The 14,608-nt window shown below is 61.6% G+C and carries 24 protein-coding genes; all 24 read left to right on the forward strand.

What is annotated here, in order from left to right; genetic code table 11:
- Positions 1-12: 12 nt before the first annotated feature.
- The 24 genes from rplB (at position 13) to J2X35_RS03940 (ending at position 14,604) form a co-directional block, all read left to right on the forward strand.
- Complete coding sequence (rplB, locus tag J2X35_RS03825; protein ID WP_056108879.1) at positions 13-846, forward strand: 50S ribosomal protein L2; 834 nt, start codon at positions 13-15, stop codon at positions 844-846.
- 16 nt (positions 847-862) lie between these two features.
- Entirely contained in the window at positions 863-1,141 is a 279-nt protein-coding gene (rpsS, locus tag J2X35_RS03830) for a 30S ribosomal protein S19 (RefSeq protein ID WP_056108883.1), read from the forward strand.
- Between the two features lie 2 nt (positions 1,142-1,143).
- Complete coding sequence (gene rplV / locus J2X35_RS03835) at positions 1,144-1,533, forward strand: 50S ribosomal protein L22 (protein ID WP_056108885.1); 390 nt, start codon at positions 1,144-1,146, stop codon at positions 1,531-1,533.
- Positions 1,533-2,246 carry a 30S ribosomal protein S3 gene (gene rpsC / locus J2X35_RS03840; protein WP_056108888.1) on the forward strand — a complete coding sequence of 238 codons (714 nt, stop codon included), beginning with the start codon at positions 1,533-1,535 and terminating at the stop codon, positions 2,244-2,246. The genes rplV and rpsC overlap by 1 nt, the downstream gene beginning before the upstream one ends.
- Positions 2,247-2,308: 62 nt before the next feature.
- Positions 2,309-2,722, forward strand: a complete 414-nt coding sequence (gene rplP / locus J2X35_RS03845; protein ID WP_056108892.1) for a 50S ribosomal protein L16 — start codon at positions 2,309-2,311, stop codon at positions 2,720-2,722.
- Positions 2,723-2,734: 12 nt separating this feature from the next.
- Complete coding sequence (gene rpmC, locus J2X35_RS03850) at positions 2,735-2,935, forward strand: 50S ribosomal protein L29 (protein WP_310181596.1); 201 nt, start codon at positions 2,735-2,737, stop codon at positions 2,933-2,935.
- 10 nt (positions 2,936-2,945) lie between these two features.
- On the forward strand, positions 2,946-3,194 hold the full coding sequence (rpsQ, locus tag J2X35_RS03855) for a 30S ribosomal protein S17 (RefSeq protein WP_056108897.1): 249 nt from the start codon (positions 2,946-2,948) through the stop codon (positions 3,192-3,194).
- A 152-nt stretch (positions 3,195-3,346) separates the two neighbouring features.
- Positions 3,347-3,715 (forward strand): 50S ribosomal protein L14, encoded by a 369-nt coding sequence (gene rplN / locus J2X35_RS03860; RefSeq protein ID WP_024924768.1) that lies wholly within the window; start codon positions 3,347-3,349, stop codon positions 3,713-3,715.
- A gap of 12 nt (positions 3,716-3,727) precedes the next feature.
- On the forward strand, positions 3,728-4,042 hold the full coding sequence (gene rplX, locus J2X35_RS03865) for a 50S ribosomal protein L24 (protein WP_056108900.1): 315 nt from the start codon (positions 3,728-3,730) through the stop codon (positions 4,040-4,042).
- Positions 4,035-4,613 (forward strand): 50S ribosomal protein L5, encoded by a 579-nt coding sequence (rplE, locus tag J2X35_RS03870; RefSeq protein WP_056108904.1) that lies wholly within the window; start codon positions 4,035-4,037, stop codon positions 4,611-4,613. The genes rplX and rplE overlap by 8 nt, the downstream gene beginning before the upstream one ends.
- Before the next feature lie 26 nt (positions 4,614-4,639).
- Positions 4,640-4,945: a 30S ribosomal protein S14 gene (gene rpsN / locus J2X35_RS03875; protein WP_056108906.1), complete on the forward strand. Its 306-nt coding sequence runs from the start codon at positions 4,640-4,642 to the stop codon at positions 4,943-4,945.
- Positions 4,946-4,957: 12 nt separating this feature from the next.
- Positions 4,958-5,356 carry a 30S ribosomal protein S8 gene (gene rpsH / locus J2X35_RS03880; RefSeq protein ID WP_056108908.1) on the forward strand — a complete coding sequence of 133 codons (399 nt, stop codon included), beginning with the start codon at positions 4,958-4,960 and terminating at the stop codon, positions 5,354-5,356.
- 41 nt (positions 5,357-5,397) lie between these two features.
- Positions 5,398-5,931: a 50S ribosomal protein L6 gene (gene rplF, locus J2X35_RS03885; protein WP_310181604.1), complete on the forward strand. Its 534-nt coding sequence runs from the start codon at positions 5,398-5,400 to the stop codon at positions 5,929-5,931.
- Between the two features lie 131 nt (positions 5,932-6,062).
- Positions 6,063-6,422 (forward strand): 50S ribosomal protein L18, encoded by a 360-nt coding sequence (gene rplR, locus J2X35_RS03890; protein ID WP_056108914.1) that lies wholly within the window; start codon positions 6,063-6,065, stop codon positions 6,420-6,422.
- 149 nt (positions 6,423-6,571) lie between these two features.
- On the forward strand, positions 6,572-7,135 hold the full coding sequence (rpsE, locus tag J2X35_RS03895; protein WP_056115384.1) for a 30S ribosomal protein S5: 564 nt from the start codon (positions 6,572-6,574) through the stop codon (positions 7,133-7,135).
- 23 nt (positions 7,136-7,158) lie between these two features.
- Positions 7,159-7,356, forward strand: a complete 198-nt coding sequence (gene rpmD, locus J2X35_RS03900) for a 50S ribosomal protein L30 (protein WP_056108917.1) — start codon at positions 7,159-7,161, stop codon at positions 7,354-7,356.
- Positions 7,357-7,377: 21 nt separating this feature from the next.
- Complete coding sequence (gene rplO, locus J2X35_RS03905) at positions 7,378-7,851, forward strand: 50S ribosomal protein L15 (protein ID WP_056108920.1); 474 nt, start codon at positions 7,378-7,380, stop codon at positions 7,849-7,851.
- 168 nt (positions 7,852-8,019) lie between these two features.
- Positions 8,020-9,360, forward strand: coding sequence for a preprotein translocase subunit SecY (gene secY / locus J2X35_RS03910; protein WP_056108923.1), 1,341 nt, complete (start codon positions 8,020-8,022; stop codon positions 9,358-9,360).
- A complete protein-coding gene (locus tag J2X35_RS03915; protein WP_310181606.1) occupies positions 9,357-9,950 on the forward strand; it encodes an adenylate kinase in 594 nt (197 codons plus the stop codon). Before secY ends, J2X35_RS03915 begins: the two co-directional genes overlap by 4 nt.
- A gap of 205 nt (positions 9,951-10,155) precedes the next feature.
- The gene (rpsM, locus tag J2X35_RS03920; RefSeq protein ID WP_056108929.1) at positions 10,156-10,524 is read left to right on the forward strand and encodes a 30S ribosomal protein S13; all 369 of its coding nucleotides are present in this window, start codon (positions 10,156-10,158) and stop codon (positions 10,522-10,524) included.
- Between the two features lie 127 nt (positions 10,525-10,651).
- Positions 10,652-11,041: a 30S ribosomal protein S11 gene (rpsK, locus tag J2X35_RS03925; RefSeq protein WP_056108931.1), complete on the forward strand. Its 390-nt coding sequence runs from the start codon at positions 10,652-10,654 to the stop codon at positions 11,039-11,041.
- Between the two features lie 106 nt (positions 11,042-11,147).
- Entirely contained in the window at positions 11,148-12,158 is a 1,011-nt protein-coding gene (locus tag J2X35_RS03930) for a DNA-directed RNA polymerase subunit alpha (protein ID WP_056115389.1), read from the forward strand.
- 104 nt (positions 12,159-12,262) lie between these two features.
- Positions 12,263-12,694: a 50S ribosomal protein L17 gene (rplQ, locus tag J2X35_RS03935; protein ID WP_310181609.1), complete on the forward strand. Its 432-nt coding sequence runs from the start codon at positions 12,263-12,265 to the stop codon at positions 12,692-12,694.
- A 161-nt stretch (positions 12,695-12,855) separates the two neighbouring features.
- Entirely contained in the window at positions 12,856-14,604 is a 1,749-nt protein-coding gene (locus J2X35_RS03940; RefSeq protein ID WP_156459763.1) for a hypothetical protein, read from the forward strand.
- Positions 14,605-14,608: the final 4 nt, after the last annotated feature.

Here is a 14,608-nt window from a genome sequence, read left to right on the forward strand (position 1 = left end):
AGGACAACGACAATGGCATTGAAAAAATACAACCCGATAACGCCGAGCACCCGCCAGCTGGTCATCGTCGACCGTTCGGGCCTCTACAAGGGCAAGCCCGTCAAGGGCCTGACCGAAGGTCTGACCAAGTCGGGCGGCCGCAACAACTATGGCCGCATCACCGCCCGCTTCATCGGCGGCGGTCACAAGCGTTCGTACCGCATCATCGACTTCAAGCGTCGCAAGTTCGACGTGGTCGGCACGGTCGAACGGCTCGAGTACGATCCGAACCGCACCGCCTTCATCGCGCTGATCAAGTATGATGACGGCGAGCTGAACTACATCATCGCTCCGCAGCGTCTGGCTGCCGGCGACAAGGTCGTGGCTGGTGAATCGGTCGACGTGAAGCCGGGCAACGCGATGCCGCTGTCGGCCATGCCGGTTGGCACCATTGTCCACAACATCGAACTGAAGCCCGGCAAGGGCGGCCAGGTTGCCCGTTCGGCCGGCGCTTACGCCCAGCTGGTCGGCCGCGATCAGGGCATGGCGATCCTGCGCCTCAATTCGGGTGAGCAGCGCATCGTCCACGGTTCATGCTTCGCCACTGTCGGCGCCGTATCGAACCCCGACCACGGCAACATCAACGACGGCAAGGCAGGCCGCACGGTCTGGCGCGGCAAGCGCCCGCACAACCGCGGCGTGACCATGAACCCGGTCGACCACCCGCATGGCGGTGGTGAAGGACGCACTTCCGGCGGCCGTCACCCGGTCACCCCGTGGGGCAAGCCGACCAAGGGCAAGAAGACGCGGTCCAACAAGGCGACCGATAAGTTCATCGTGCGCTCGCGCCATCAGCGCAAGAGCTAAGAAGAGGTAACGCCAAGTGACTCGTTCGGTTTGGAAAGGCCCTTTCATCGACGGCTACCTTCTCCAGAAGGCAGACAAGGTTCGTGAAGGTGGTCGTAATGAGGTGATCAAGATGTGGAGCCGCCGCTCCACCGTCCTGCCGCAGTTCGTCGGCCTCACCTTCGGTGTCTACAACGGTCAGAAGCATGTTCCGGTCTCGGTGAACGAGGACATGGTCGGCCACAAGTTCGGTGAGTTCGCTCCGACCCGGACCTATTACGGTCACGGCGCGGATAAGAAGGCGAAGAGGAAATAATCATGGGCAAGGCCAAAGCTCCGCGCAGGCTTGCTGATAATGAGGCGCGCGCAGTCCTGCGCACGATCCGTATCAGCCCGCAGAAGCTGAACCTCGTTGCTGCGCTGATCCGCGGCAAGAAGGTCGCCGCTGCGCTGAACGATCTCGAATTCTCGCGCAAGCGGATTTCCGAGACCGTGAAGAAGACGCTGGAATCGGCGATCGCCAACGCGGAAAACAACCACGACCTGGATGTCGATGCGCTGATCGTGGCCGAAGCCTATGTCGGCAAGTCGATCGTCATGAAGCGTTTCCACGCTCGTGGCCGCGGTCGCGCCAGCCGCGTCGAGAAGCCGTTTTCGCACCTCACGATCGTTGTTCGTGAAGTCGAGGAAAAAGGGGAGGCCGCATAATGGGCCAGAAAATCAATCCGATCGGTTTCCGCCTCGGCATTAACCGCACCTGGGACTCGCGCTGGTACGCAAACACCGGCGAGTACGGCAAGCTGCTGCACGAGGACATCAAGATCCGCGAGTACCTTGAAAAGGAACTCAAGCAGGCCGCGATCTCGAAGGTCGTGATCGAGCGTCCCCACAAGAAGTGCCGCGTCACCATCCATGCCGCGCGCCCGGGCCTGATCATCGGCAAGAAGGGCGCCGACATCGAAAAGCTTCGCAAGAAGCTGATGGAGATGACCAAGTCCGAGACGCACCTGAACATTGTCGAAGTCCGCAAGCCGGAAATCGACGCGACGCTGGTCGCCCAGTCGATTGCCCAGCAGCTTGAGCGCCGCATCGCCTTCCGCCGCGCCATGAAGCGCGCGGTCCAGTCGGCAATGCGCCTCGGCGCCGAAGGCATCCGCATCAACTGCTCGGGCCGTCTCGGCGGCGCTGAAATCGCTCGTATGGAGTGGTACCGCGAAGGTCGCGTGCCGCTGCACACCCTGCGCGCCGACGTCGATTACGGCACAGCCGAGGCGCATACCGCTTACGGCATCTGCGGCGTCAAGGTTTGGGTGTTCAAGGGCGAAATCCTCGAACACGATCCGATGGCGTCTGAACGCCGCGCCACCGAAGGCGATGCGCAGGGTGAGCGTTCCGGCGCCCGCCGCCGCGAGAACGCCTGAGACAATGTGCGTGATCCTGAAATTGGGTCACGCTGAGAAAATGAGAATTTGGAGCAAGTAAGATGCTGCAGCCAAAGCGCACTAAGTTCCGCAAGCAGTTCAAGGGCCGCATCCACGGTACTGCCAAGGGCGGCACCAACCTGGATTTCGGTGGCTTCGGACTGAAGGCGCTGGAACCGAACCGCGTCACCGCGCGTGAGATCGAGGCGGCCCGCCGCGCGATCACACGCGAAATGAAGCGCGCCGGTCGTGTCTGGATCCGTGTGTTCCCGGATGTTCCGGTGACCTCGAAGCCGACCGAAGTCCGCATGGGCAAGGGCAAGGGCGCGGTGGATTACTGGGCGTGTCGGGTCAAGCCGGGCCGCGTCATGTTCGAGATCGACGGCGTTTCGGAAGAGACCGCCCGCGAGGCGCTGCGCCTGGGCGCGGCCAAGCTTTCGGTCCGCACGCGCTTCGTTCAGCGCATTGCAGAATAAGGAAGAGCCGAGATGAAAGCCGAAGACATCCGCACCAAGACGCAGGACCAGCTCGCTGACGATCTCGCCGCCTTGAAGAAGGAGCAGTTCAATCTGCGCTTCCAGAAGGCGACCGGACAGCTTGAGAAGACTGCGCGCGTCAAGCAGGTCCGTCGGGACATTGCGCGCATCAAGACCATCGCGGCGGCAAAAACCGCTGGCAAGAAGGCTTAAGGACAAAACCATGCCAAAGCGCATTTTGCAGGGCACCGTCGTCAGCGACAAGAACGAGAAGACGGTCGTCGTCAAGGTCGAGCGTCGCTTCACCCATCCGGTGATGAAGAAGACCGTGCGCTTGTCGAAGAAGTACAAGGCCCACGACGAGAACAACGCCCACAAGGTCGGCGATACCGTGTTCATCCAGGAATCGAAGCCGATTTCCAAGGACAAGCGCTGGATCGTCGTCACCGAGGCGCAGGCCGAACAGGCCTAAAGGCATGTCTCCCGAAAGTGGGAACTGTTTCGGGACAAAGACATGCGTGGAAGAAAGTTAAAGCGCAAAGCGCTTTAAGGAACCGAATTTTGGACAGACCGGGGAGGGGCCTTGAAAGCCCGTCCCGCTAGAAGAGAAGAAGGCGGCCAGTCATGATTCAGATGCAAACAAACCTCGACGTCGCGGATAATTCCGGCGCCCGTCGTGTCATGTGCATCAAGGTGCTGGGCGGCTCGAAGCGGAAATACGCTTCCGTGGGCGACATCATCGTGGTGTCGATCAAGGAAGCCATTCCGCGCGGCCGCGTGAAGAAGGGCGATGTGATGAAGGCGGTCGTGGTTCGCACGGCCAAGGACATCCGCCGCCCGGACGGCAGCGTGATCCGTTTCGACAAGAACGCAGCCGTTCTCGTCGACAACAAGAAAGAGCCTGTGGGCACGCGTATCTTCGGCCCGGTTCCGCGCGAGCTTCGCGCCAAGAACCACATGAAGATCATCTCGCTCGCGCCTGAAGTGCTGTAAGGAGCAGGACCCATGCAGAAGATCCGTAAGGGCGACAAGGTCGTCGTGCTTTCCGGCAAGGACAAGGGCCGCTCCGGCGAGGTCGTGTCCGTGCAGCCGAAGGAAGACACCGCGCTGGTGCGCGGCGTCAACATGATCCGTCGTCACCAGAAGCAATCCCAGTCCCAAGAGGGCGGGATCATCACCAAGGAAGCGCCGATCCACCTTTCGAACATTGCGCTGGCCGACCCAAAGGACGGCAAGCCGACCCGTGTCGGTTTCAAGTTCGAGAAGGATGGCAAGAAGGTGCGTTTTGCCAAGCGCTCGGGAGTAACCATCAATGGCTAAGGCAGCTACGGCCCAAGCAGAGGCCAAGAACACGCCACGCCTGAAGAAGGTCTATCAGGAGACCATCAAGAAGGCGCTGCTGGAGCAGTTCAAGTACGACAACGAGATGCAGGTTCCGCGTCTCGACAAGATCGTGCTGAACATGGGCGTTGGCGAAGCCACGGCCGACTCCAAGAAGCCCACGGTCGCCGCCGAGGACCTCGCGCTCATCGCCGGCCAGAAGCCGGTCGTGACCCGCGCGCGCAAGTCGATCGCCGGCTTCAAGGTTCGCGAGAATATGCCGATCGGCGCGAAGGTTACGCTTCGCAAGGAGAAAATGTACGAGTTCCTCGACCGCCTCGTGAACATCGCGCTACCGCGCGTTCGCGACTTCCGCGGCCTGAACCCGAAGAGCTTCGATGGCCGTGGCAACTACGCCATGGGCATCAAGGAACACATCGTGTTCCCGGAGATCAACTACGACAAGGTCGATCAGATCTGGGGCATGGACATCATCGTTTGTACGACTGCGAAGACGGACGACGAAGCCAGGGCGCTGCTCAAGGCTTTCAACTTCCCCTTCCGCCAGTAACGGCAGCGAGCAAAGGAAAAATCTGAATGGCAAAGACCAGCTCAGTCGAGAAGAACAACCGGCGCCGCAAGCTCGTGGACCAGTATGCTGCCAAGCGTAAGGCCCTCAAGGACATCGTCATGGATCAGTCCAAGCCGATGGAAGAGCGTTTTCGCGCCCAGTTGAAGCTAGCGGCGCTGCCGCGCAACTCGGCGAAGATCCGCATCCGCAACCGCTGCGAAGTCACCGGGCGTCCGCGCGCCTACTATCGCAAGCTCAAAGTATCGCGTATCGCGCTTCGTGATCTCGGCAACAACGGCCAGATCCCGGGCCTGGTCAAGTCGAGCTGGTAAGGAGGACACGATATGTCATTGAGCGATCCTCTCGGCGATATGCTGACCCGCATCCGCAACGCCTACGGCCGCAAGAAGTCGAGCGTCTCGACGCCGGCCTCGCGCCTGCGCGCCCGCGTTCTCGACGTGCTGAAGTCGGAAGGCTACATCCGCGACTACAGCCAGACCGACTTCGACAACGGCAAGTCCGAAATCGAGATCGAGCTGAAGTATTTCGACGGCAACCCGGTCGTGCGCGAAATCTCGCGCGTGTCGAAGCCTGGCCGCCGCGTCTACGTTTCGGCTCGTTCGATACCGCACGTCGCCAACGGCCTCGGCATCGCCATCCTTTCGACTCCGAAGGGTGTCATGGCGGACCACGAAGCGCGCGAACAGAATGTCGGCGGCGAAGTTCTCTGCCAGATATTCTAATCGGGCCCACTTGAAACAAGAGAAGTAACGAGGACAACAAAATGTCTCGTATCGGAAAGAAACCAGTCTCGGTGCCGCAGGGCGTGACCGCTACGGTCAACGGCCAGACCGTGACGGCGAAGGGTCCCAAGGGCGAACTGCATTTCGTCGTCAACGACGAGGTTCTGGTCAAGATGGAGAATGGCGAGATCGCTGTTCAGCCAAAGGACCAGTCCAAGAACGCCCGCTCCAAATGGGGCATGTCGCGCACGCAGATCCTGAACATCCTGCAGGGTGTGAAGGACGGCTTCGAGAAGAAGCTCGAGATCACCGGCGTCGGCTATCGCGCCGCCTTGCAGGGCAAGAACCTGCAGCTTGCTCTCGGCTTCAGCCACGACGTCGTTTATGAGACGCCGCAGGGCATCACCATCACCGTGCCGAAGCCCACCGAAATCTCGGTGTCGGGCATCGACAAGCAGCAGGTCGGCCAGGTTGCGGCTGAAATTCGCGAGTATCGCGGCCCCGAGCCCTACAAGGGCAAGGGCGTGCGCTACGCCGGCGAGAAGATCGTCCGCAAGGAAGGCAAGAAGAAGTAAAGCGGCGTCTCGGAAAGCCTCTGGCTTTCCAGGGCAACGCTTGGAGAATGTGCAACGCCACGGGGCGTTGCCGCGGGAGGCCCGGCCTACCGCACATGGCAAACCCCGTTTTTCAAGGCAGGAACCAGACTATGGCAAGCAAAGAAGCCACACAGCGCCGCTCGTCGCGCATCCGCCGTCAGATCAAGGCAGTTTCGAACGGCCGCCCGCGGCTTTCGGTCCACCGTACGTCGAAGAACATCTATGTGCAGGTGATCGACGACGCGAAGGGCCACACGATCGCCGCTGCTTCGACGCTGGAGAAGGATTTCAAGGGATCGAAGAAGACCGGCGCCGACGCGGCTGCTGCCACGGCGGTCGGCAAGCTGATCGCCGAGCGCGCCATCAAGGCCGGTGTCAAGGAGGTCGTTTTCGACCGCGGCGCCTACATCTACCACGGCCGCGTCAAGGCGCTGGCCGAAGCGGCCCGCGAGGGCGGCTTGAGCTTCTAAGGCGTCCCTGGGCGGAGACGTCGGCAGAAAGTTGCTGACATTTCCGCCAGGATCGCTACAGGAGACGCAGATTTCGCCGCCGGCGACCTCGAAACGAGGCGCCGGCATTTCAGCAACCCGTGCTTCCGGAAAAGAATAAGGAACAGGATATGGCACAGGAACGTAGGGATGGCGGCCGCGGCCGCGATCGCGAAGAGCGGGACGACGGCATCGTCGACAAGCTCGTACACATCAACCGCGTCGCCAAGGTGGTCAAGGGTGGCCGTCGCTTCGGCTTCGCCGCTCTCGTCGTCGTCGGCGACCAGAAGGGCCGCGTCGGCTTCGGTCACGGCAAGGCACGTGAAGTGCCGGAGGCGATCCGCAAGGCGACTGAATCCGCCAAGCGCGAGATGATCTTCGTGCCGCTCCGCTCGGGCCGCACGCTCCACCACGACGTCGAAGGACGCTGGGGTGCTGGCCGCGTTCTCCTTCGCGCCGCCAAGCAGGGTACCGGCATCATCGCCGGCGGCCCGATGCGCGCCGTCTTCGAGACGCTCGGCATGCATGACGTCGTCGCCAAGTCGATGGGGTCGTCGAACCCCTACAACATGGTTCGCGCCACCTTCGATGCGCTGAAGAGCCAGATGCATCCCAAGGATGTGGCTGCGGCGCGCGGCATCAAGTACTCGACCCTTCAGGCCCGCCGCGGCACCGCCGTAGCGGCTGAAGAATAGTCGATAGCCGAAGGACCACGACAATGGCCAAGAAAGCTACCAAGACAGTCACCGTTGAGCAGATCGGTTCGCCGATCCGTCGGCCGAAGGAACAGCGCGCAACGCTGGTCGGTCTCGGCCTCAACAAGATGCACAAGCAGCGCACCCTGGAGGACACTCCTTCCGTGCGCGGCATGATCGCCGCCGTCTCCCATCTCGTCCGCGTCGTCGACGAGAAATAAGACGCACGCTGGAGAACAACCATGAAACTCAACGATCTGCGTGACAACGAAGGCGCGACGCACTCCCGCAAGCGCGTCGGCCGGGGCATCGGTTCCGGCACCGGCAAGACCGGCGGCCGCGGCGTCAAGGGCCAGAGCTCCCGCTCGGGCGTGGCGATCAACGGTTTCGAGGGTGGCCAGATGCCGCTCTATCGCCGTCTGCCCAAGCGCGGCTTCAACAACATCTTCGCCAAGAGCTTCGTCACCGTGTCGCTGGGCCGTATCCAGACCGCCATCGACGCCAAGAAGCTCGACGCCAAGGAAACCGTGACGGCGGAACTGCTTGCCAAGGCTGGCGTGATTCGTCGCGTCAAGGACGGCGTTCGCATCCTTTCGGATGGCGAGCTCAAGGCCAAGGTCTCGTTCGACGTCGCTGGCGCCTCCAAGGCCGCCATCGAGAAGATCGAGAAGGCCGGCGGTTCGATCAAGCTGCCCGAAAAGGCCGCTGCCGAGTAAGCATCGAGAAGTGCGGGCACAGTACCCCGCATCTTTTCCAGTCAAACGAGCGGCCGCGTCATTGCGGCCGCTTGCATCTTTGGGGGGCCGGGACTATCTCGGTGACACGCGCCGCCCGACAGCCGGGACCCATCATGCTCCAGGCGCGACCAAGCGGAGAATTCAGGCATGGCTTCGGCTGCTGAACAACTAGCCTCCAATCTCAATTTCGCGGCCTTCGCCAAGGCCGAGGATCTGAAGAAGCGCATCTGGTTCACCATCGGCGCGCTGCTGGTCTATCGGCTTGGCACCTATATTCCGCTTCCGGGCATCAATCCCGAAGCGTTCGCCCAGGCCTTCAATTCCCAGTCGAAGGGCGTGCTGGGCATGTTCAACATGTTCGCCGGCGGCGCCGTGCAGCGCATGGCGATCTTCGCGCTGGGCATCATGCCCTACATCTCGGCCTCCATCATCATGCAGCTCATGACGTCGGTCATTCCGTCGCTGGAAGCGCTGAAGAAGGAAGGCGAGCAGGGCCGCAAGATCATCAACCAGTACACGCGCTACGGCACCGTGTTCCTGGCTCTGGTGCAGGCTTACGGCATTTCCGTCGGGCTGGAAGGCGGCAATGGCATTGTCACCAATCCGGGTGTGTTCTTCCAGGTATCGACCGTCATCACGCTGGTCGGCGGCACCATGTTCCTGATGTGGCTGGGGGAGCAGATCACCGCCCGCGGCATCGGCAACGGCATTTCGCTCATCATCTTCGCCGGCATTGTCGCCGGCCTGCCGACGGCCATTTCCGGCACGCTGGAACTGGGCCGCACCGGCGCGCTATCGACCGGGCTGATCCTCGCCATCATCGTTCTGGCAATCGTCGTCATCGCGCTGATCGTCTTCTTCGAGCGCGCCCAGCGCCGGCTGCTGATCCAGTATCCGAAGCGTCAGGTCGGCAACCGCATGTTCCAGGGCGATACCTCGCACCTGCCGCTGAAGCTCAACACGTCGGGCGTCATTCCGCCGATCTTCGCGTCGTCGCTGCTTCTGCTGCCGGCGACCGTCGCGGGCTTCTCGAACACGACCAACATGCCGGCCTGGGCCAGCACGATCCTCGCTTCGCTCGGCCATGGCCAGCCGCTCTATATGGCTTTCTATGCGGGGATGATCGTGTTCTTCGCTTTCTTTTACACCGCGATTGTCTTCAATCCGAAGGACACCGCCGACCAGCTCAAGAAGCACTCCGGCTTCATTCCCGGATATCGTCCGGGTGAGCGCACAGCCGACTACATCGATTATGTGCTGACGCGCATCACGGTAATCGGCGCTATCTATCTGGTCGCCGTCTGCCTGCTGCCTGAGTTCCTGATTTCGGCGACTGGCGTACCCTTCTACCTTGGTGGCACTTCGCTTCTGATCGTGGTCAGTGTAACGCTCGACACGGTTGCGCAGATCCAGGGGCACCTGATTGCGCACCAGTATGAGGGTCTGATCAAGAAGTCGAAGCTGCGCGGGGGCAAGAGGGGCAGATGAGGTTGATATTGCTTGGCCCGCCGGGAGCGGGCAAGGGGACGCAAGCGCAGCGACTGGTCGAGAAACATGGCATACCGCAGCTCTCCACAGGAGACATGCTGCGTGCGGCGGTGAAGAACGGCACCGAGGTCGGCAAACGCGCCAAGGCGGTCATGGATGCGGGCGAACTCGTCTCCGACGCCATCGTCAACGCCATCGTCGCCGAACGGATCGACGCGCCGGACTGCGCCAAGGGCTTTATTCTGGACGGCTATCCGCGCACGCTGGCGCAGGCCGATGCCGTGCAGGCCATGCTGGAGCAGCGCGGCCAGAAGCTCGACGCCGTGATCGAGCTGGTCGTCGACGACAAGGCGCTGATCGAACGCATCGCCAAGCGCGCCGAGGAAACCCGCGCCGCCGGCCAGCCGGTGCGCAAGGATGACGATCCGGCGGTCGTTCCGGAGCGCCTGCGCGAATACTACAAGAAGACCGCGCCGCTCGTCGGCTACTACTATGCCAAGGGCATGCTGACGAGCCTGGACGGCATGGCTTCCATCGATGAAGTGACGCAGAAGATCGACCGGGTCCTCGGCGCGATAAGCAAAAAGTAACGTATCGGCCTTGACGGATACGCGCTGCAGGAGTAGGGCGGCCCGTCTCCCTATCGGCATGAGGCTTGCTTGTCCGCAAGGACAAGGCGGTCGTGTTGAATAAGGAACTCCCGCAAGGGCCGGCCTCCACCGGACGCGGGCATTTGAAACGCGTCGGATGCGCCTTGTTTTTCAAGGTATCCCGACCCACATGGAGAAGAGAAGAATGGCTCGTATAGCCGGCGTCAACATTCCGACCAACAAGCGCGTCGTCATTGCGCTTCAGTACATTCACGGCATTGGCAAGAAGTTCGCGCAGGAGATCGTCGACAAGGTCGGCATCCCGGCCGAGCGTCGCGTCAACCAGCTGACCGACGCCGAGGTTCTGGCGATCCGCGAGGCGATCGACCGCGACTATCAGGTCGAGGGCGACCTGCGCCGCGAAGTTTCGATGAACATCAAGCGCCTGATGGACCTCGGCTGCTATCGCGGCCTGCGTCATCGCCGCTCGCTTCCGGTCCGTGGCCAGCGCACGCATACCAATGCCCGCACCCGCAAGGGCCCGGCCAAGGCGATCCAGGGCAAGAAGAAGTAATTTGGCGGCAATCGGCAATCGGCAATGGGCGGTCGTATATTCGACTGTCGACTGCCGAAGCCCGACTGCCTCCTCAGGTGGAGCCGCTGGTATTACGGCGGTGTAGAGATCAACTGAAAGGACTATCATGGCCAAGGAAGCCGGTCGTGTTCGCCGTCGCGAACGCAAGAACATCTCGACGGGCGTCGCCCACGTCAATTCGACCTTCAACAACACGATGATCACCGTCACCGACGCACAGGGCAATACGATTGCCTGGTCGTCGGCGGGCGCCCAGGGCTTCAAGGGTTCGCGCAAGTCGACCCCGTTCGCAGCCCAGATGGCAGCCGAGGACGTCGCCAAGAAGGCGCAGGAACACGGCATGCGCATGCTCGAAGTCGAGGTCTGCGGACCCGGCTCCGGTCGTGAATCGGCGCTGCGCGCCCTGCAGGCAGCCGGCTTCACCATCACCTCGATCCGTGACGTGACGCCAATCCCGCACAATGGCTGCCGCCCGCGCAAGAAGCGCCGCGTCTAAAGAATACTGAACCCCGCTGGAGCGTCTGCATAATGCAGGCGCTTTCGCGGTTTTCCAGGTCGCCCGCTACGATTGGATGGTGGTGGGGAAACGGAAGGAAGACAAAATGATCCAGAAAAACTGGCAGGAACTGATCAAGCCGAACAAGATCGAGTTCTCGTCGAAGAAGAAGACCCTGACGACGCTCGTCGCCGAGCCGCTGGAGCGCGGGTTCGGCCTCACCCTCGGCAATGCGTTGCGTCGCGTGCTTTTGTCTTCGCTGCGTGGCGCCGCCGTCACCGCCGTGCAGATCGACGGCGTTCTGCATGAATTCTCGTCCATCGCCGGTGTGCGCGAGGACGTGACCGACATCGTGCTCAACATCAAGGAAATCGCCATCAAGATGGAAGGCGACGGCCCCAAGCGCATGGTTGTGCGCAAGCAGGGACCGGGCGCCGTGCTGGCTGGCGACATCCAGACGGTTGGCGACGTTGAGATCCTGAACCCCGACCATGTCATCTGCACCCTCGACGAGGGCGCCGAGATCCGCATGGAGTTCACCGTCGATACCGGCAAGGGTTATGTGCCGGCTGACCGCAATCGCGCCGAGGATGCGCCGATCGGCCTTATCCCGGTCGACTCGCTGTACTCGCCGGTCAAGAAGGTCTCCTACAAGGTCGAGAACACCCGCGAGGGCCAGGTTCTCGATTACGACAAGCTGACCATGGCCATCGAGACCGACGGTTCGATCTCGGGCGAAGACGCGGTGGCTTTCGCCGCCCGCATCCTGCAGGACCAGCTCGGCCTGTTCGTCAATTTCGACGAGCCCCAGAAGGCGGTGGCCGAAGAGACCGTCACCGAGCTCGCCTTCAATCCGGCGCTGCTCAAGAAGGTCGACGAACTGGAGCTTTCGGTCCGTTCGGCCAACTGCCTGAAGAACGACAATATCGTCTATATCGGCGACCTGATCCAGAAGACCGAGGCGGAGATGCTCCGCACCCCGAACTTCGGCCGCAAGTCGCTGAACGAGATCAAGGAAGTGCTCGCGGCGATGGGCCTGCATCTCGGCATGGAAGTGCCGGACTGGCCGCCGGAGAACATCGAAGACCTCGCCAAGCGTTACGAAGACCAATATTGAGCATGAATTCCAAGGGCAGGCGGCGCGAGCCGTTTGGCCCGACGGTCATGCGGAAAACCATCAGAGGCCGTGGCCTCTTGAACAACTGAAGAAGGAAAAGAGCCATGCGCCACGGTTTTAAAGGCCGCCGCTTCGCCCGCAGTGTTAGCCACCGCAAGTCGATGCTCGCCAATCTGGCGGTGTCGTTGCTCGAGCATGAGCAGATCGTCACCACCCTGCCGAAGGCGAAGGACCTGCGTCCGATCGTCGAGAAGCTGGTGACGCTCGGCAAGCGCGGCGACCTGCACGCCCGCCGCCAGGTCATCGCCCAGATCGGCAATGAAGGCGTCGTCAAGCGTCTGTTCGAAACCATCGCGCCGCGCTACGCCACCCGCAACGGCGGCTATCTGCGCATCATGAAGGCGGGCTTCCGCCACGGCGACAACGCCGCTATGGCCGTCATCGAATTCGTCGACCGCGATACGTCGGCAAAGGGTGCCGGCGACCGTGCCCGCGTCGAGGCCGAAGGCGGCAACGGAGAAGCCGAAGCCGCGTGATCTGATCGCTGCTGAGGATTTGGTTTTAAAGACCGGCAGGCGCAAGCCTGCCGGTCTTTTTTCGTTTGTGCTTCCCTCCACATCTTCCGTTGCGGAAGCGTCACGAATTGGTAGTATATCTCAGGTTCTTCCGTGTTTTTCTTTCAGGGGTGATCGACGAAATGATTGATTATCATTCGCATCTGGCCGTCCTGCAGGAGTTTCTCAAGATAACGGGGGGTACACCGGAAGAAAATTCTGTCCTACAGGCGGGAAAGGACGATCCTGATGCTGCCTTTATCGGCGCCTGGATCGATCATCTGGTCATCCATGCCGATTCTGATGGATTTGAATTAGATCTTCTGGAAAAGGCCGCAGGCATTTGGTCGAACGCCGTTGCGATCTACGGGCAACTTGGCGAGGCCCAAAGCGGCATCGAGCAGGCCCTTGGTTCGCCGCCTCCGGCCAATGCGGCCGACCTTGTGGCGCAGGCGCTGCAGAAGCTGGTCGCGGCCCGCGATTCCGCTCTTGCCTCTCAGGCGGACATCGAGGCGCTGAAGGCATCGATCGAACCGCTTCCCCACATTCGCCCACACCCACGCCAGCAAGACGTCAAGGAACCGTCGTGGGACAATGGCAACCGCTTTCTCGGCAGGCGCACCGTTTCCTTCCTCAACGAGGCTTTCAGCAAGGCGAACAGCAAGCGTGAACGCGCGGTTTGCGCCGGCCTGATCAGCAGCTATGCCGGAAACCTGTGCGGTTCGGCCTATCTTGGCACGGTCGTTGCCGGCCCGCGGCGGCTTCACCGGTTCCGCGATCGCATCGCCCGCAACGCTGTCGGCGCCCATCTTCACAAGACCAAAGCCACGCCGAAGCTTTCCGGCGCGGGCCTGTTCGGTGCAGCGCCCGGCGCGCCGCTGCCGGCCGACATAGCCGCGTTTCTACAATCCGCTTTTGCTGTCGCTTATCCCGGCCGTTCTGTTCCCGATTTCGACGCCGGCTACGGCAAGCTGATCCGGCACCTGCAACTGCTGGAACGCTTCAAACGCGTCGACCTGCCGATGCCGCCAGCCAATGGTTTCGTCCAGAACGTGCCGCCGACCGATGTCGGTGACATATTAGCAGCATCCGGCATAGACAGCGATTTGAGTATCTCGTCGGCGCCGGACTCCGATCCAACGACGCCGAACACGTCGGATTCCAAATCGAGTTCCGGCGCCGGATGCATATTGGGCATCCTGTTGATCTTCGCTTTCCTGATCATGCTGGTCGTCTGCATCGTCCAGGCTATCGACAAGGGCAAATGCACGGTGTTCGACTTCCTCGCGCCCGATCCACCCGATCCGCGCGATCCCACCACGCCGGCGCCTGAAGCCTCGGCAGCGCTGACCGCGCTCCAGAATCCCGATAACGCCGCGCATTTCCTCCAGGAAATATTCAATATGCGCATGGTGATGTGGCAGGGGCTGGATTCGGCCTTGGCCTATCTCGCCGTCACCGGATTGATCTATCCCGACGATCTCTTGATGTCGTCGCCGCTCTACCAGCAATTTCTGCGCACGCCAGGCCGTCCGGAATGGCCGCTCAGGCTCGATCCGCAGGCCGAGCAGACCTATCACCGCGATCCGCTGACAGCGGTCGAGAACCCCGCGGTTGGCGTGCATAGCCAGCCTTTCCCGCCCGAGCTTGCACCCGATGCTTTCGTCGATTCCGGTCAGACGATGCTGTACAACAATGTCGCCTCGAAATTGAGTGGCAGCCAGTTCGCCTACATATTTCTTCGCGATCTGGTCAAAGGAAAGCCTGACAGGCGCAACCGCGACCTCGATGCCGACCGGGGCTTCATGCACGAGTGTTGGGATATCGCCGACGGGACGTCCATCAACGACCCGATCCTATCCGTGAAGATACTGCCCGAAAACGCCCTTTAGGTCA

Source organism: Mesorhizobium sp. BE184 (genome assembly GCF_031457045.1).
Taxonomy (GTDB): Bacteria; Pseudomonadota; Alphaproteobacteria; order Rhizobiales; family Rhizobiaceae; genus Mesorhizobium.

Bases quoted from the DNA above. Each gene is read 5' to 3' on its own strand.
- rplB (WP_056108879.1), top strand. From the start codon at position 13: ATGGCATTGAAAAAATACAACCCGATAACGCCGAGCACCCGCCAGCTG.
- secY (WP_056108923.1), top strand. From the start codon at position 8,020: ATGGCTTCGGCTGCTGAACAACTAGCCTCCAATCTCAATTTCGCGGCC.
- rpsK (WP_056108931.1), top strand. From the start codon at position 10,652: ATGGCCAAGGAAGCCGGTCGTGTTCGCCGTCGCGAACGCAAGAACATC.
- rplE (WP_056108904.1), top strand. From the start codon at position 4,035: ATGGCTAAGGCAGCTACGGCCCAAGCAGAGGCCAAGAACACGCCACGC.
- J2X35_RS03940 (WP_156459763.1), top strand. From the start codon at position 12,856: ATGATTGATTATCATTCGCATCTGGCCGTCCTGCAGGAGTTTCTCAAG.
- rplQ (WP_310181609.1), top strand. From the start codon at position 12,263: ATGCGCCACGGTTTTAAAGGCCGCCGCTTCGCCCGCAGTGTTAGCCAC.
- rpsQ (WP_056108897.1), top strand. From the start codon at position 2,946: ATGCCAAAGCGCATTTTGCAGGGCACCGTCGTCAGCGACAAGAACGAG.
- rplO (WP_056108920.1), top strand. From the start codon at position 7,378: ATGAAACTCAACGATCTGCGTGACAACGAAGGCGCGACGCACTCCCGC.
- rplR (WP_056108914.1), top strand. From the start codon at position 6,063: ATGGCAAGCAAAGAAGCCACACAGCGCCGCTCGTCGCGCATCCGCCGT.
- rplP (WP_056108892.1), top strand. From the start codon at position 2,309: ATGCTGCAGCCAAAGCGCACTAAGTTCCGCAAGCAGTTCAAGGGCCGC.
- rpsH (WP_056108908.1), top strand. From the start codon at position 4,958: ATGTCATTGAGCGATCCTCTCGGCGATATGCTGACCCGCATCCGCAAC.
- rpsM (WP_056108929.1), top strand. From the start codon at position 10,156: ATGGCTCGTATAGCCGGCGTCAACATTCCGACCAACAAGCGCGTCGTC.
- J2X35_RS03915 (WP_310181606.1), top strand. From the start codon at position 9,357: ATGAGGTTGATATTGCTTGGCCCGCCGGGAGCGGGCAAGGGGACGCAA.
- rplF (WP_310181604.1), top strand. From the start codon at position 5,398: ATGTCTCGTATCGGAAAGAAACCAGTCTCGGTGCCGCAGGGCGTGACC.
- rpmC (WP_310181596.1), top strand. From the start codon at position 2,735: ATGAAAGCCGAAGACATCCGCACCAAGACGCAGGACCAGCTCGCTGAC.
- rplN (WP_024924768.1), top strand. From the start codon at position 3,347: ATGATTCAGATGCAAACAAACCTCGACGTCGCGGATAATTCCGGCGCC.
- J2X35_RS03930 (WP_056115389.1), top strand. From the start codon at position 11,148: ATGATCCAGAAAAACTGGCAGGAACTGATCAAGCCGAACAAGATCGAG.
- rpsE (WP_056115384.1), top strand. From the start codon at position 6,572: ATGGCACAGGAACGTAGGGATGGCGGCCGCGGCCGCGATCGCGAAGAG.
- rplV (WP_056108885.1), top strand. From the start codon at position 1,144: ATGGGCAAGGCCAAAGCTCCGCGCAGGCTTGCTGATAATGAGGCGCGC.
- rpmD (WP_056108917.1), top strand. From the start codon at position 7,159: ATGGCCAAGAAAGCTACCAAGACAGTCACCGTTGAGCAGATCGGTTCG.
- rpsN (WP_056108906.1), top strand. From the start codon at position 4,640: ATGGCAAAGACCAGCTCAGTCGAGAAGAACAACCGGCGCCGCAAGCTC.
- rpsC (WP_056108888.1), top strand. From the start codon at position 1,533: ATGGGCCAGAAAATCAATCCGATCGGTTTCCGCCTCGGCATTAACCGC.
- rplX (WP_056108900.1), top strand. From the start codon at position 3,728: ATGCAGAAGATCCGTAAGGGCGACAAGGTCGTCGTGCTTTCCGGCAAG.